Origin of the sequence: Amycolatopsis marina (assembly GCF_900111885.1) — a bacterium.
In the GTDB taxonomy this organism is placed as follows: Bacteria; Actinomycetota; Actinomycetes; order Mycobacteriales; family Pseudonocardiaceae; genus Amycolatopsis; species Amycolatopsis marina.
The window spans coordinates 656,745-670,833 of sequence record NZ_FOKG01000001.1 but is presented as its reverse complement, the minus strand read 5'-3'; the positions used below and the strand labels follow the sequence as shown (position 1 = coordinate 670,833).

Sequence of the window (14,089 nt, the reverse complement as noted above, 5' to 3'; positions counted from 1 at the left end):
TCACGCGACCGCAACAGCGAAAGTAGAGTACGACTTGTCCGACAATCAGGCCGCGAAGTCCGCGGGGCCCGCAGAGGGAACCCCGCTTCGTCGGCAACCCGTCCAGCAGCGCAGCGCGCAACGCGTCGAACGCATGCTCGACGCGAGCGCCGAACTGATCGAGGAAATCGGGTATGACGCGCTGACGACCACCCTGATCGCGAGACGGGCAGGGGTCGCCGTCGGGTCGCTCTATCAGTTCTTTCCGGACAAGCGCGCTGTCGTGCAGGCACTGACACAGCGCAATCTGGAGAAGTTCATGGCCGCGGTGCGCGAGCGGCTTGGCGGGGTGGACCACCAGCACTGGTGGGACCTCGTGGACTCGCTGCTCGACATCTACCTGCAGATGCACCGCGAGGTCCCGGGCTTCTCGAAGGTGCATTTCGGTGACGCCGTCGACGTGCGCCTGCTCGACGACCGTCGGGACAACAACAAGGTGGTGTCGGACTCGCTGACCGGCCTGCTCACGGCGAATCTGAACCTGCCGGAGGAGCAGCTCGCCCTGCCGATCGCCGTGGCCGTGGAAACGGCGGACGGACTGCTCAATCTCGCGTTCCGCCGCTCACCCGACGGCGACGAGGACGTGGTCGCCGAGACGAAGTACCTGATCAAGGGATACCTGGCCAGCAGGCTTGGCGAGTGACGTCCTAGGCCGTGTTCATGAAGCGCGCGCTAGGCCGGGCTCGAGGACGTGCTTCCAAAGATCATGTGCCAACTTCTCGAAGATCGACCGAGTGGCGGCCGGAGGAGAGTCAGCCGAAGTTGCGGCCCTCGCCCCGGTAGGTCGGTACCGTCCGCTCGACGTGATCGTCCAGCACGAGGTGGTACTCGTCGAACCGTTCGGCCAGCTCGCCGGCCTTGGCGTGACGCAGCCACACTCGATCGCCCACGCGCAGCGAGTCCGCGGCCGCACCGGTCACGGGGGTCTGTACCTCCCCCGCGCCTTCCATTCCCAGGAGCGCGAGACCGTCCGGCAGGTACGGACGTGGCAGCCTGGAGGTGCTCGCCGGACCGGAGGCGACGTATCCGCCCGCGTACAGCGTCGCGATTCCCTTGCCGGGCCTGCGCACGACCGGCAGGGCGAACAGCGTCGCGGCCCTCGGATGAAATCGCGAGTAGCCGTCGAACAACGTCGGTCCCATCAGGCCAGAGCCCGCGGCGATCTCGGTGACCGAGGAATCCGCTCCCGTGGTCTCGATGCTGCCGGTGCCACCACCGTTGACGAACTCCAGGTCGGCCACCGCCCGCACGGCGCGCACCACGGCACCCCTGCGCCGCGCGAGTTCGGCGGCGGATCGGCGCTGCATCCAGCGCACGACCGCACCGCGTTCCCCGGCGTCGGGGACACCGGCGATCTGCCCCTCGTACGCCATCACGCCCACCAGCCGGAATCCCTTCCTGGCCTGCACCTCTCGCGCCAACCGGACCGCCTGCCGCGGGGTGAAGACCGGCGAACGCCGAGTACCGACGTGCAGCCCGGGCAGTGGCCGCCAGGACGCGTCGAGTTCGAGACACACGCGAATCTCCGGCCGCCCACTGCCGACCGCGGCCTCCACGAGTTCGAGATGCTCGACGGAGTCCACCATGATCGTGATCGCCTGCCGGGCGCGCTCATCCGACACCAGTTCGCGCAGTGCGGCGTGGTCCGCCGTGGGGTACGCGACCACGATGTCGTCGCTGGTCCCGAGTCCGGACAACCACAGCGCTTCGCGCAGCGAGTAGCACATCAGCCCGGTGAAGCCGGGCCGCTCCAGTACCCGCTCCAGTAGAAATCTGCACCGGACGGACTTGCTGACGACCCGGATGGGCTTGCCGTTCGCGCGGTGCAGCAGATCGGCCGTGTTGGCGTCGAACGCGGCAAGGTCGACCACGGCAAACGGAGGATCGAGATCCTCGGTCGCGATGCCGTAGACATTGGTGTTCAGAGTGGACACACGATCACGGTACGACAATCGGCCTTGAAACGCGAATCTGATTCACTTATGGTTCGAGGACTCGGGGGCGGCGGCTGTCGAATAGAACGGGTGGGCTGATGGCAGGCTGGACCAACTGGGCAGGAACCGCCCAAGCGTCACCGACGCGAGTGCACAAACCGCGCAACGTCGCGGAGATCGCCAGGGCGGTCACCGATGCGGCTGTGGAGGGCAGGCGCATCCGGGCACTCGGCAGCGGCCACTCGTTCTCGCCGATCGCCGTTGCCGAGGACGACGCCATCGACCTCACCCAATGGAGCGGCGTCGTCTCCGCCGACGTCGAGTCCGGCCTCGTCACCGTCCGCTCCGGCACGACGCTGCGCGCGCTGAATCGCGAACTCGACGCGCTGGGTCTCGCGATGAGCAATCTCGGCGACATCGACGCACAGACGGTGTCGGGGGCGATCTCCACCGGCACCCACGGCACCGGCGCCAGACTCGGCGGGCTCGCCACCCAGATCGCCGCACTGGAACTTGTGCTCGCCGACGGCACCGTTGTGTCGTGCTCCGCCGATCGTCGTCCAGAACTGTTCGCGGCAGCGAGGGTCGGGCTCGGCGCGCTGGGCGTGATCAGCACGGTGACACTGCGCTGTGAACCTTCGTTCGTGCTCGCCGCCCAGGAGCGCCCGGAACCGCTGGACGAGGTGCTCGCCGGGTTCGACGCCGCCGCGGATGCCAACGACCACGTCGAGTTCTACTGGTTCCCGTACGGCCGCAACGCGCTGGTGAAGCGAAACAACCGGAAGCCCGCGGGGACCGTGCCCCGCCCGCTTTCCGCCGCTCGCCGCTACTTCGACTACGAGATCGTGGAGAACCGGGCGTTCGGCGCGCTGTGCCGGATCGGCCGTACGGTCCCGAGACTGGTTCGCCCGCTGGGTGGACTGACCTCGTCGCTGCTGTCGGCCAGGGAGTACAGCGACGTGTCCCACCGAGTGTTCGTCACCCACCGCGCGGTCCGGTTCGTCGAGTCGGAGTTCGCCGTCCCCCGGGAGTCGTTGCACCACGTGCTCGGCGAACTACGCCGCGCCGTGCCCAAACTGGAGAGTCCCGTGGCCTTTCCCGTCGAGGTGCGCGTGGCCGCCGCGGACGACATCTGGCTGTCGACCGCCTACGGTCGCGACTCCGCCTATATCGCCGTGCACCAGTTCACCGGAATGCCGTACCGCGAGTACTTCGCCGCCTTCGCCGACATCGCGGGCGAGGTCGGCGGGCGACCGCACTGGGGCAAGATGCACCGGCTGGACGCCGAACAGCTCCGCGAGCGCTACCCGAGGTTCGACGACTTCCGGCGGATGCGCGCCGAGGTCGACCCGCACGGAATCTTCACCAACGACTATTTGGACCGGGTGCTCGGCGCGGTGTAGTCAGAGCCGGCTCAGCGCTTCCTCGATCGGGGTGTTGCCGCTGGTCAGTTCCAGGGTGCGGCGCACGGTGATCGACTCGTCCGCCACCAGCTCGGCCAGTACCGCGGCGACGTCCTGGCGGCTGACCGCTCCGGCGGGAACGTCTTCGGCGAGGTGTACCGCACCGCTTCCGGGTTCGTCGGTGAGCCGTCCCGGTCGCAGGATGGTCCAGTCGAGGTCGCGTGCGCGCAGATCCTCCTCGGCCGCGGCCTTGGCCCTGAGGTAGACGGCGAAGGTTTCGTCCATCCCTTCCTCGTCCGCCCGATCCAGTCCCATCGCACTCACCTGAAGATGTCTGCGGACACCGGCACGCTCGGCCGCCTCGGCGAACAACGCGGCCGCGGCGCGGTCGACGGTCTCCTTGCGGGCGGTGCCACTTCCGGGCCCCGCGCCCGCGGCGAAGACGGCCACGTCCGCGCCGGACAAGACCTCGGCGACGGCAGCCACGTCCGCGCTCTCCAGATCGAGCACGGCGGGTTCGGCGCTCACATCGCGCAGGTCCGCTGCCTGCTCGGGATTCCGGATGATCCCGACGGCGTCGTCTCCGTTCGCGGCAAGCAGCTTTTCCAGCTGCAGCGCGATCTTTCCGTGGCCTCCCGCAATAACGACTCGCATGTCGGCCAGCCTAGATCAGCAGCCGACACCGCACCGGGTGGCCGACGGAGGCAGGGGCAGCCCCTCAGCCCTCGGTGGCGACGACGAGCTGGTCGTACACCAGCTCGTTCACCCAACGGGAGACGGCGTCCTCGTCCAGCAGCAGCCGCTCGGTGCGACCACTCAGGTCGAGGTCGACGACGGCGTCCTCGTCGGCGGTGACCACGGCCATCCCGTAGGTACGGGCGCGGGGAAGGCAGTTGTTGACGTAGTCCTGGGTCAGCACGGCCGAGGAGGGCAGCACCATGGCGGCCTCGCCGTAGCGGGCGAACGGCACGGTGGCCGCCATGCCGGTGCGCCAGTGCCGGGCCACCGCGAGCACGCCGACGATCTCGGCGGCGGCGGGCGGCGCGGAGTTGGCGAGCTCCGGCCAGGTCCAGGTGGAGACGGTGGCGCGGTCGGTGACCGGCTCGACGCCCATCGCGATGCGCTCGGCGTGGGCTTCCATGCGCAACCTCGCGACCACGAACACACGCCTGCCGAGAACGGTCATCGGCAGTACGGAGCCGTCCCAGCCGAGCTGCGCGGCGGCTTCCACCGCGAGTTCGTCAACGCCCGCGGGAAGTTCGACGGGAGGCAGGACCCGACTCGCCAGCGAGTGCGTTCCCTTGGTGCCGCCGTTTACCGCGGTCTGCCCGGGTGTTGTCGCCACGAGGTCCGCCTCCTTCTGTCGAGCCGCCATCAACGTTGTGCCACTCGAAAAGCGGCACATGACTTGACTACCAGCCAGAAAGTGCCAGGTCTGCGGGTCATGGAGGGACCTGCGATCGACGGCGCTGAACGGTCGGTGACCGGTCGGTGGGCGGTCATCGGACTTCAGCCCGACGGTGCGGCCGGACGGGTGATGTCGGGCTGAACGGTCGGACGGTCAGTAACAAGCCCGAAAACGCAAGCCGCCGTTCAGCCCCTTGCGGGGCGAAAAAGCTACCCTCGCCCGATGAACCTGAAGCGTCTGGCGCGGGACGAACGGGCGGACTTCGCGGCGTTTCTCGCGACACTGTCACCGCAACAGTGGGATGCGCCGACCCTCTGCGAGGGCTGGCGTGTGCGTGACGTCGTGGCGCACGTGGTCAGCTACGACGAACTGGACATGCGCAGCCTGGTCGGCCGCCTTGCCAAGGGGCGGTTCCATCCGGACAACGCCAATGCCGTCGGGCTGGCGGAGTACGGCACCCGGACCCCGGAGGAGCTGCTGGCGTTACTGAAAGAGCATGTGGACCCACACGGGCTTCCCGCGGCCTTCGGCGGCATGATCGCTCTGGTCGACGCGCTGATCCATCAGCAGGACATCCGGCGCCCACTGGGACTGCCACGCGGCATCCCGGCGGAACGGCTGCTGCCCGCCCTGCGCTGCGCCCTGTTCGCTCCGGTCATCCGCGGCTTCTGGCGAGTCCGGGGCTTGCGGCTGGTCGCGACCGACCTCGACTGGTCTACCGGGCGAGGCCCCGAGGTCCACGGCACGGCCGAGGCTCTCCTGATGGTCATCGCGGGACGACGTGGCGTCGTGGACGAACTCTCCGGGCCGGGACAGCCGAAGCTGGCGGAGCGACTCGGCGGCTGACCCGTTTTGCATCGATCGTTCCAGAACGTGCTACGGTGCCCTCATGGCGCGACCGAAAGGGTTCGACGAGGAGCGGGCACTGGACGCGGCGATGCGCACCTTCTGGGCGAACGGCTACGAGGCCACCTCGACCCAGGACCTGTGCGCCGCCACCGGCCTTGGCCGCAGCAGCATCTACAACACCTTCAACAGCAAGCACGAGCTGTTCACCCGGGTTCTGGCCCGCTACATCGACGCCATGAACGCCGCCCAGTTCGCCGTACTCGAGGACGAGCGACGACAGGCGGCCGAGCGCATCCAGGCAGTGTTCGACCTGGTGATCGACGGCGAGTTCAGGAACAGGCGTGACGGCGGCAGCATCGGCTGCCTGACCGTCAACACCACCGTGGAACTCGCCGGACGCGATCCGGAGGCGGCCAGGATGCTGGAGATCGACCTCGACAAGAGGTTGAGCGCGTTGCGCGCCACGATCGAGATCGGCCAGCGCGACGGCGACATCACCTCGACGCGGGATGCCGAGTCGCTCGCCCGTTTCGTCAACAGCGTGATCGCCGGCATCCGGGTCGCCGGCCAGGGCGGCGCCGACCGTCCCGCGCTGACAGCCATCGCCGCGACCGCCATGGACGCGCTCACCCGCTGAACACACTCTCCTCTCCCACCCCTTTCGTCGTACCCGAATTCTGAACTGATCGATCCAAAACTACTCAAGGAGCAACCGTCGTGCCTCGTGCTGTCTATGTGCTGGCGATGGGCATCTTCGCCATGGTCACCAGCGAGTTCGTCGTCGCGGGGTTGATGCCGCAGATGGCCGAGGGGCTGGGCGCCACCATTCCGCAGATCGGTTACCTGATTACCGCATTCGCGGTGGCCATGTCCGTCGGCGGGCCACTGCTGACGGTCGCGGTGCTGAAGCTGCGCCCGAAGCAGGCGCTACTGGCCCTGTTCGTGATCTTTCTGGCGGGCAACCTGCTGGCCGCCACCGCGTCCGACTACGCCGTCATGCTGGTCGCCCGGATCATCACCGGCACCGCGGCGGCGGCGTTTTTCGGCGTCTCCATCTCACTGAGCGCGCAGCTCACGCGCCCGGAAGTGCGCGGAAGGGCCATCGCGGCCGTCATGAACGGCCTCATGCTCGGCACATTGCTGGGGCTGCCGCTGGCCACCTTCATCGGCGCTCGGTTCGGCTGGCGCGCCGCGTTCTGGGCGATCGCGGTCCTCACCGTGCTCGCGGCCGTCTGCACGATCGCCGTGGTGCCTCCCATCCAGCGCGCCACCGATGGCGGGAGCTTCCGGCAGGAGTTGGTCGTGTTCCGCAATCCCAAACTGTGGCTGGTGTTCGCCACCAGCACGCTCATCATCGGTGCCACGTTCTCCGCGTTCAGCTACTTCACCCCCATCCTCACCGAGGTCACCGGGATCAGCACGGGAACAGTGCCGCTGCTGCTCGTCGCCTACGGCGCGGCGACCGTGGTCGGCAACACCGTGGTCGGCCGCCTCGCCGACCGGTACGCGATCGACGTGCTGATCTGTGGACTGGTCCTCAACCTGCTGTTCCTGGTCGGGTTCGCGCTGCTGACCGACCTCACCGTCCCCGCGGTGGCGTTCATGTTGGGCATCGGCCTGGTCGGGGTGACGATGAATCCGGCGATGATCACCCGCGTGCAGCGCACCGCCAATGCCAGGCCGCTGGTGAACACGGTGCACTCCTCATTCATCACCCTCGGCGTCATCCTCGGTTCCTCGCTCGGCGGTCTGGCCATCAGCGGCTTCGGCCTGCGGGCTCCGCTGTGGGTCGGGGCCGTGATGGCGGTGCTGGGAATCGCCACGCTCGTTCCGGAACTCGTCAAACGCTCCACGTCCGCGCCGGAAAAGGGTGAGCTGGACCGCAGCGCACCCGCGTCCTCGGCGTTAAGGTGACCGGTGAGTAACATCTGAGACGGCGGATTGCGAGGTCATGGTGATCCGAGTTCTCAGACAAGCTCTGAGTAACTTGCCCGCAGCGATGGAGGCACAATTGCGCTCGCCGAAGGACTTCTTCGCACCCCTGGCCGTGGGGGCGCCCGAACCGGTCCGGCAGATTCCCGCCCTGCCGTCGCGCATGATCCACTTCTTCGACCCGAGCAACGAGAAGATGGCGGCGAAGGCGCCGGACATCGCGAAGAAGGTCGACGTGCTGCTCGGCAACCTGGAGGACGCCGTCCGGGCGGACCGCAAGGAGGCCGCGCGGAACGGTCTGGTCGAGATCGCCAAGGCCAACGACTTCGGCCAGACGCAACTGTGGACGCGGGTCAACAGCCTCGACTCGCCGTGGGTGCTGGACGACCTGACCAACCTGGTCACCGAGATCGGCGACAAGCTCGACGTGATCATGGTGCCGAAGGTGGAGGGCGCGCAGGACGTCCACTACGTCGATCGGCTGCTGGCACAACTCGAGGCGCGCGCGGGGCTGACCAGGCCGTTGCTGGTGCACGCCATCCTGGAGACCGCCAGCGGCGTGGCCAACGTCGAGGAGATCGCCGGCGCGAGCCCCCGGATGCAGGGCATCTCGCTCGGCCCGGCCGACCTCGCCGCGAGCAGGCGGATGAAGACCACCCGGGTCGGCGGCGGGCACCCCGGCTATCTGGTCCGCACCGATCCGACCGGCGAGGACCTCAATGCGGGCCGCACGACCTACCAGCAGGACCTGTGGCACTACACCGTCGCCCGCATGGTCGACGCCTGCGCCGCGAACGGAATCCTGCCCTACTACGGCCCCTTCGGGGACATCCGCGACGTGGTCGCCTGCGAGGACCAGTTCCGGAATGCCTTCCTGCTCGGCTGCGTCGGCGCGTGGAGCCTGCACCCGGCACAGATCGACATCGCGAAGAAGGTGTTCTCCCCCGAGCCGTCGGAGGTGGCGTGGGCGCGCAGGGTCATCGCCGCGATGGGCGACGGCACGGGTGCGGTGATGATCGACGGCAAGATGCAGGACGACGCCTCCTTCAAGCAGTGTCAGGTGGTGGCCGAACTCGCCGACGCGCTCAGCGCCCGCGACCCCGAACTGGCCGAGGCGTACGACAAGGCGACCAAGGAGGCACTTGCCGGTGAGTGACACACAGCTACGCCCCCGCCGGTCGGTGCTCTACATGCCGGGCGCGAACGAGCGCGCGCTGGAGAAGGCCAAGACCCTGCCCGCGGACGCGCTGATCCTCGACCTCGAGGACGCCGTCGCCCCGGACGCCAAGGCCGAGGCCCGCGAACGGGTCTGCGCCGCGGCCGCCTCCGGTGACTACGGGCAGCGTGAGGTGACGATCCGGGTCAACGGCCTGGACACCGAGTGGCACGAGGCGGATCTGCGCGCGGCGGCGGAGGCGGGACCGGCGGCCGTTGTGGTGCCGAAGGTGAACTCGGCGCGCGAGGTACGGGACATCGAGCGCGCGCTCGAACTCGGCGGGGCTCCGGAGCACACCAAGATCTGGGCCATGGTCGAGACACCGGTCGCGATGCTGCACGCCGAGGAGATCGCCGCGGCGAGCGACCGATTGAGCGTGCTGGTGATGGGCACCAACGACCTGGCCAAGGAACTGCACGCGGAGTTCGTCCCCGGCAGGGCACCGCTGCTCGGCGGCCTTTCACTCTGCCTGCTGGCCGCGCGCGCCACCGGCAAGGTGATCCTCGACGGTGTCTACAACGACGTGAAGGACCTCGAGGGGTTCGAGGCGGAGTGCCTGCAGGGCCGCCAGTTCGGCTTCGACGGCAAGACGCTGATCCACCCTGGGCAACTCGAACCGTGCAACCGCGTGTTCGCGCCGTCGGAGGAGGAGATCGAGCGCTCGCGCAGGATCATCGAGGCGTTCGACCAGGCCAGGGCCGAGGGGCGGGGCGTGGTCACGGTGGACGGCAGGATGATCGAGAACCTGCACGTCGACAACGCCCGCCGCATCCTCGCCATGGCCGAGGCGATCAACGCCACCCAGGAGAGCTGAGCGCGTCGGAGATCTCGCACTTTCCCGGGAAAGTGCGATACCCGGCGCGTGCAACTACCGCACTTTCCCGGGAAAGTGCGAGGTTCAGCTGGGCCAGGGGTGCTGAGCGGGGCGGAGGCGTTCGAAGGCCGCGGCCAGGCGGAGCACGCCGACGTCGTCGAACCGGCAGCCCGCTATCTGCAGGCCGATCGGCTGCCCGTCCCCCGTGTAGCCGCAGTTCACCGACACCGCGGGCTGACCGGACATGTTGTACGGCACGGTGAACGCGATGTGCTCGAACGGAAGTGCGGGGTCGTTCGTCGGGGACGGCGCGTCGGCGGCAGGCGCGGAGACCGGGCAGGTCGGCGACAGCACGGCATCGAACGGGCCGCAGGCGCGCAGTGCCGCCACGCTGATCGCGTCGATCTGCGCGAAGCCGCGGTAGACGTCCAGTCCCGACACCGGTTCGCCACCCCAGATCCACTCGGTGATGTACGGCAGGATCCGCTCCTTGCGGCGAGGATCGAGGTCTTCGAGTTCGGCCTGGAAACGGGTGCGCCAGAATCGGTCGAGGCCGTCGAGCATCTCCCTGGTCAGCAACGGCGGCACCTCCTCGATCACGGCGCCCGCCTCCTCCAGCAGCCGCGCCGCCCCGGCGACCGCCGCGCGAATCTCCGGCTCCACGGGCAGGCCGACACCCGGATCGAGCTGCAGGCCGATGCGCAGACCGGCCACGTGACCGTCGAGCTCGCCCCACGGGAGCTCGGCAGGCGGCAGGCTGAGGTGGTCGCGCTCGTCGGGCCGGGCGATGACGTCCATCAGCAGCGCGGCGTCGGCGGCCGTTCTGGTCATCGGACCCGCGACGCGGCCCGCGAACGGCGGGTCGACCGGCACCCTGCCGAAGCTGGGCTTGAAACCGACGAGTCCGCACCAGGCCGCGGGAAGGCGGATGGAGCCGCCGATGTCGGTGCCGACGTGCAGCGGTCCGTACCCGGCCGCCGCCGCCGTCCCGGCGCCCGCGCTGGATCCGCCCGGAGTGCGGGCCAGGTCCCACGGATTGCGCGCCGAAGTGTGGAAACTGGACAGTCCGGACGTGAGCATCCCGTAGTCCGGCATCGTCGTCTTGGCCAGCAGTACCGCGCCAGCCTCCCGGGTCCGCGCAGCAACCGGGGCGTCGTCGGCCGCGGGTACGAGTTCGGTTGCCGCCGTTCCCATCGGCACCGGCGTGCCCTTGGTGGCGATGTTCTCCTTCAGCGTCAGCGGGATTCCGTCGATCGGGCCGAGCGGAGCGCCGTCCCGCCAGCGCTGCTCGGCGGCCCGCGCGGCGGCGAGCGCCGCCTCGGCGTCGAAGGCGTAGAGCGCGTGCAACTCGGGCTCGCGGGCCTCGATCCTGGCCAGCACCGCCTCGGTCAGCTCCACCGGTGACAGTGCGCCCCCGCGGAACTCACGTGCCAGCTCGGTTGCGCCCAGGTCAACGGCGTCGGTCATCTAGCCCTCCTCAGGATGCGGGTGGTTCGTAGCGGCCGTCGATCGCGGTCCAGCCTCCGTCGACGGGAAGTACCGCGCCGGTGATGAACGAGGCCGCGTCCGAGGCGAGGAACACGACGGCTCCGGCTAGCTCGTCCGCACGCGCCCAGCGCCCGAGCGCGCTCTTGCTCGCGTACGCCTGGTACCAGCCGGGATCGGCCTTGATCTGGGCGGTCAGTGGCGTCTCCACCACTCCCGGTGCGATCGCGTTGACCCGGACACCCGCCGGGCCGAACTCGGCGGCCGCGGTCCGGAACAACTGCACGAGTCCCGCCTTCGTGGCGGCATAGGCGCCCTGGCCCGGTTCGACAGTCGTGCCGCGGATCGAGGAGAAGCCGATGATGCTGCCCGAACCACGTTCGACCATCCCGGCCCCGAACGCCCGGACGACCTCGAAACTGGCGCCGAGGTTCAGCGCCACAACCCGGTCGAACTCCTCGCGGGAGTAGTCGAGCAAACGTTTGCGGACGTTGGTCGCCGCGGTCAGGACGACGACGTCGAGCTCACCGAGATCCCGCGCTGCCCCATGCACCGCGGCGGGGTCGAGCAGGTCGATCTCGTAGGGCCGCGAGCGCTCGCCGATCAGCTCGCACGTCGCGGACGCCGTGGCCAGGTCCCGGTCGGCACAGATCACCTCGGCGCCGTGCGCGGCGAGTGCCAGCGCGGACTCCCTGCCGATCCCGCTGCCCGCACCGAGCACGATCGCCCTGCGCCCGTCGAGCCGGAAAAGGTTCGAGTAGCCGCTCACGGCCGGATCACCGCCATCCTGGTCACGGTCAGCTCCTCCACCGCGAACCGGGGGCCCTCCCGGCCGATTCCGGAGTCCTTCACCCCGCCGTAGGGCATCGTGTCCGAGCGGAAGCCCGGTACCTCGTTCACCACGACTCCACCGACCTCCAACTGTTCCACCGCGCGCATCGCCGTCGCGAGCGAGGCGGTGAAGACGCTCGCGTGCAGTCCGTATCGAGAGTCGTTGACCGCGTCGAACGCCGCCTCGACGTCGCCCACCGTGCGCAGGCACACCACCGGGGCGAACACCTCCTCGTCCCAGCAGTCGGTGCCGTCGGGCACGTCCGCCAGCACCGTCGGGGACAGCACGCCGTTCTCGGTCACCCCGCCCGCCAGTAACCGCGAGCCCACGGCCTCGGCCGACTTGAGCCAGCCGAGTACGCGCTCGGTGGACCGTTCGTCGATGAGTGCCGACACCCGGGTCGCCGGGTCACGTGGATCGCCGGTGACCACCTCCCCGATCCGATCGAGCAGCCTCGCGGTGAACTCGGCGGCGATCTGTTCGACCAGCAGCACCCGTTGCACCGAGATGCAGGCCTGACCGGAGGCGTAGAACCCGCCGCGCAGCACCGCGTCCACCGCCGCGTCGAGGTCGGCGTCGGCCGCCACCACCAGCGCGGCATTCGAGCCCAGCTCCAGCAGGGCCTTGCGGGGCGCGGCATCGCGGGCGATACGGTGCCCGACCGCGGCGGACCCGGTGAACGACACCGCACCCACTCGAGCGTCGGTGACCAGCGTGGAGCCCACCTCGACGTCACCGGTGACCAGCTGTGCGAGTTCGGCGGGCGCACCCGCCCTGGCCGCGGCCTCGCGGACGAGGTGCAGCAGCCAGAGCGTCGCCAGCGGTGTAGCGGGCGCGGGCTTGGCGATCACCGGGCAGCCCGCGGCGATGGCCGGGGCGATCTTGTGCGAGGCGAGCAGTAGCGGGTAGTTGAACCCGGCGATGCCGACGACCACGCCGATCGGCTTGCGGGTCCAGAACCCGAGCAGCCCTTCCCCGGACGGCAGCAGGTCCAGCGGAACCGTCTCCCCGTGCAGCCGGGACACTTCCTCCGCCGACGCGGCCCAGGTGAGCAGGGTGCGGGTGACCTCGACCTTGCAGTCGACCAGTGGCTTGCCCGTCTCCAGCACGAGCAGGTTCTCGAACTCCGCCCGCCGCTGCTCGATCGCGTCGCGCACGTCGGCGAGCACGGCCCTGCGCACGTGCGAGGGCAGGGCGGCGACCTCGCGGCGCGCCGCGACGGCCGCGTCCAGCGCCTGCCGGGCCTGCGCGGGGGAGCCAACGGGTGCGCCGGCCACGACCTGCCCGTCGAACGGGAACACCACCGGTGCTGTCGCGGGTGCCGGTTCCCAGCCTGCGCCGACCGGCAGCCCTGCCGGGTAGGGCGGGTCGAACATCACGCTCTGTCCTCCAGATTCGCCAGCGCAGCGCGCAGGCTCGGTGCGGCCGCGATCAGTTCGCGGGTGTAGGGATGCTCGGGCTCGTCGTAGACCTGGTCGATCGCGCCGTGCTCGACGATCTCGCCACCGCGCATCACCGCCACGGTGTCGCAGACGTTCCGCACCACGGCGAGATCGTGCGAGACGAAGATCAGGGTCAGGTCGAACCGCTGGACCAGATCGGCCAGCAGTTCGAGAATCTGCGCCCGGACCAGCACGTCGAGCGCGCTGACGGCCTCGTCGGCGATGAGCACGTCCGGCCTCGGCGCGAGTGCGCGGGCGATGGAGATGCGCTGTCGCTGGCCGCCGGAGAACTGGTGGGGGTACCGCCGCCCGGAGTCGGCGGGCAGGTCCACGGCCTCCAGCAGTTCGGCGACCCGGTCGTACCGGTCCCGCGCTCGCCCCAGCGGTTCGCTGATGATGTCGCGCACGCGCATCCGCGGGTCCAGTGAGCCCATCGGGTCCTGGAACACGATCTGCATCCGGGAACGCAGAAAACCGAGGTCCCGCTCGGCGAGGTTGTCGATGCGCCTTCCCTCGAAGGAAACCGAGCCCGAGGTGGGCCTGTCCAGCGCGGCCAGCAGTCGGACCAGGGTGGACTTGCCACAGCCGGACTCGCCGACGATGCCGAAGCGCTGCCCTTCCCGGACGTCGAACGAGACCCCGCGTAACGCGGAGACCTCGGATTTCGGGCCGAACAGGGTGGTGCGGGGACGGCGGTAGGAGCGGGTGAGGTCGCGCACCTCGAGCAGTGCCGGT

14 protein-coding genes are annotated in these 14,089 nt (G+C 69.4%); 7 read left to right on the top strand and 7 right to left on the bottom strand.

The genetic code is table 11. From position 1 onward, the window contains the following. The first annotated feature begins 34 nt into the window (after nt 1-34). Complete coding sequence (locus BM199_RS03305) at nt 35-682, top strand: TetR/AcrR family transcriptional regulator (protein ID WP_177242446.1); 648 nt, start codon at nt 35-37, stop codon at nt 680-682. A gap of 109 nt (nt 683-791) precedes the next feature. Here the strand turns inward: BM199_RS03305 and BM199_RS03300 are convergent, their stop codons facing one another. Next, nucleotides 792-1,964 (bottom strand): amino acid deaminase/aldolase, encoded by a 1,173-nt coding sequence (locus BM199_RS03300; protein ID WP_425425490.1) that lies wholly within the window; start codon nt 1,962-1,964, stop codon nt 792-794. Between the two features lie 107 nt (nt 1,965-2,071). On the opposite strand from BM199_RS03300, the gene BM199_RS03295 reads away from it, so the two are divergent. Beyond that, nucleotides 2,072-3,376, top strand: a complete 1,305-nt coding sequence (locus BM199_RS03295; protein WP_091669082.1) for a D-arabinono-1,4-lactone oxidase — start codon at nt 2,072-2,074, stop codon at nt 3,374-3,376. Here BM199_RS03295 and BM199_RS03290 read toward each other — a convergent pair whose 3' ends face one another. Together BM199_RS03290 and BM199_RS03285 are read right to left on the bottom strand one after the other, a co-directional pair. Further along, a complete protein-coding gene (locus tag BM199_RS03290; RefSeq protein ID WP_091669080.1) occupies nt 3,377-4,030 on the bottom strand; it encodes an NAD(P)H-binding protein in 654 nt (217 codons plus the stop codon). It abuts the gene before it with no gap. Between the two features lie 64 nt (nt 4,031-4,094). Continuing rightward, on the bottom strand, nt 4,095-4,721 hold the full coding sequence (locus BM199_RS03285; protein ID WP_425425486.1) for a hypothetical protein: 627 nt from the start codon (nt 4,719-4,721) through the stop codon (nt 4,095-4,097). Between the two features lie 285 nt (nt 4,722-5,006). Between BM199_RS03285 and BM199_RS03280 the strand changes: the two genes are divergently transcribed. The 5 genes from BM199_RS03280 (at nt 5,007) to BM199_RS03260 (ending at nt 9,595) form a co-directional block, all read left to right on the top strand. Further along, on the top strand, nt 5,007-5,630 hold the full coding sequence (locus BM199_RS03280) for a maleylpyruvate isomerase family mycothiol-dependent enzyme (protein ID WP_091669074.1): 624 nt from the start codon (nt 5,007-5,009) through the stop codon (nt 5,628-5,630). Between the two features lie 43 nt (nt 5,631-5,673). Next, nucleotides 5,674-6,270 (top strand): TetR/AcrR family transcriptional regulator, encoded by a 597-nt coding sequence (locus tag BM199_RS03275; RefSeq protein WP_091669072.1) that lies wholly within the window; start codon nt 5,674-5,676, stop codon nt 6,268-6,270. Between the two features lie 80 nt (nt 6,271-6,350). Next, nucleotides 6,351-7,547 carry an MFS transporter gene (locus BM199_RS03270; RefSeq protein WP_091669069.1) on the top strand — a complete coding sequence of 399 codons (1,197 nt, stop codon included), beginning with the start codon at nt 6,351-6,353 and terminating at the stop codon, nt 7,545-7,547. A 97-nt stretch (nt 7,548-7,644) separates the two neighbouring features. Next, nucleotides 7,645-8,721, top strand: a complete 1,077-nt coding sequence (locus BM199_RS03265) for an HpcH/HpaI aldolase/citrate lyase family protein (protein WP_091669066.1) — start codon at nt 7,645-7,647, stop codon at nt 8,719-8,721. Beyond that, on the top strand, nt 8,714-9,595 hold the full coding sequence (locus BM199_RS03260) for an HpcH/HpaI aldolase/citrate lyase family protein (protein WP_281245654.1): 882 nt from the start codon (nt 8,714-8,716) through the stop codon (nt 9,593-9,595). The genes BM199_RS03265 and BM199_RS03260 overlap by 8 nt, the downstream gene beginning before the upstream one ends. Nucleotides 9,596-9,679: 84 nt before the next feature. Here the strand turns inward: BM199_RS03260 and BM199_RS03255 are convergent, their stop codons facing one another. The 4 genes from BM199_RS03255 to BM199_RS03240 are packed head-to-tail and all read right to left on the bottom strand — an operon-like array spanning nt 9,680 to nt 14,082. Beyond that, the gene (locus BM199_RS03255) at nt 9,680-11,062 is read right to left on the bottom strand and encodes an amidase (RefSeq protein ID WP_091669063.1); all 1,383 of its coding nucleotides are present in this window, start codon (nt 11,060-11,062) and stop codon (nt 9,680-9,682) included. 10 nt (nt 11,063-11,072) lie between these two features. Next, nucleotides 11,073-11,849, bottom strand: a complete 777-nt coding sequence (locus BM199_RS03250) for an SDR family NAD(P)-dependent oxidoreductase (protein ID WP_091669060.1) — start codon at nt 11,847-11,849, stop codon at nt 11,073-11,075. Next, nucleotides 11,846-13,288, bottom strand: coding sequence for an aldehyde dehydrogenase family protein (locus BM199_RS03245; RefSeq protein ID WP_091669059.1), 1,443 nt, complete (start codon nt 13,286-13,288; stop codon nt 11,846-11,848). Before BM199_RS03245 ends, BM199_RS03250 begins: the two co-directional genes overlap by 4 nt. Next, nucleotides 13,288-14,082: an ABC transporter ATP-binding protein gene (locus tag BM199_RS03240; RefSeq protein WP_091669774.1), complete on the bottom strand. Its 795-nt coding sequence runs from the start codon at nt 14,080-14,082 to the stop codon at nt 13,288-13,290. The genes BM199_RS03245 and BM199_RS03240 overlap by 1 nt, the downstream gene beginning before the upstream one ends. Between the last annotated feature and the right edge of the window lie 7 nt (nt 14,083-14,089).

What these genes read in the sequence shown, in the direction of transcription:
- BM199_RS03295 (WP_091669082.1), top strand. Translation starts at nt 2,072, where the DNA reads ATGGCAGGCTGGACCAACTGGGCAGGAACCGCCCAAGCGTCACCGACG.
- BM199_RS03290 (WP_091669080.1), bottom strand. Translation starts at nt 4,030, where the DNA reads ATGCGAGTCGTTATTGCGGGAGGCCACGGAAAGATCGCGCTGCAGCTG.
- BM199_RS03280 (WP_091669074.1), top strand. Translation starts at nt 5,007, where the DNA reads ATGAACCTGAAGCGTCTGGCGCGGGACGAACGGGCGGACTTCGCGGCG.
- BM199_RS03275 (WP_091669072.1), top strand. Translation starts at nt 5,674, where the DNA reads ATGGCGCGACCGAAAGGGTTCGACGAGGAGCGGGCACTGGACGCGGCG.
- BM199_RS03255 (WP_091669063.1), bottom strand. Translation starts at nt 11,062, where the DNA reads ATGACCGACGCCGTTGACCTGGGCGCAACCGAGCTGGCACGTGAGTTC.
- BM199_RS03245 (WP_091669059.1), bottom strand. Translation starts at nt 13,288, where the DNA reads ATGTTCGACCCGCCCTACCCGGCAGGGCTGCCGGTCGGCGCAGGCTGG.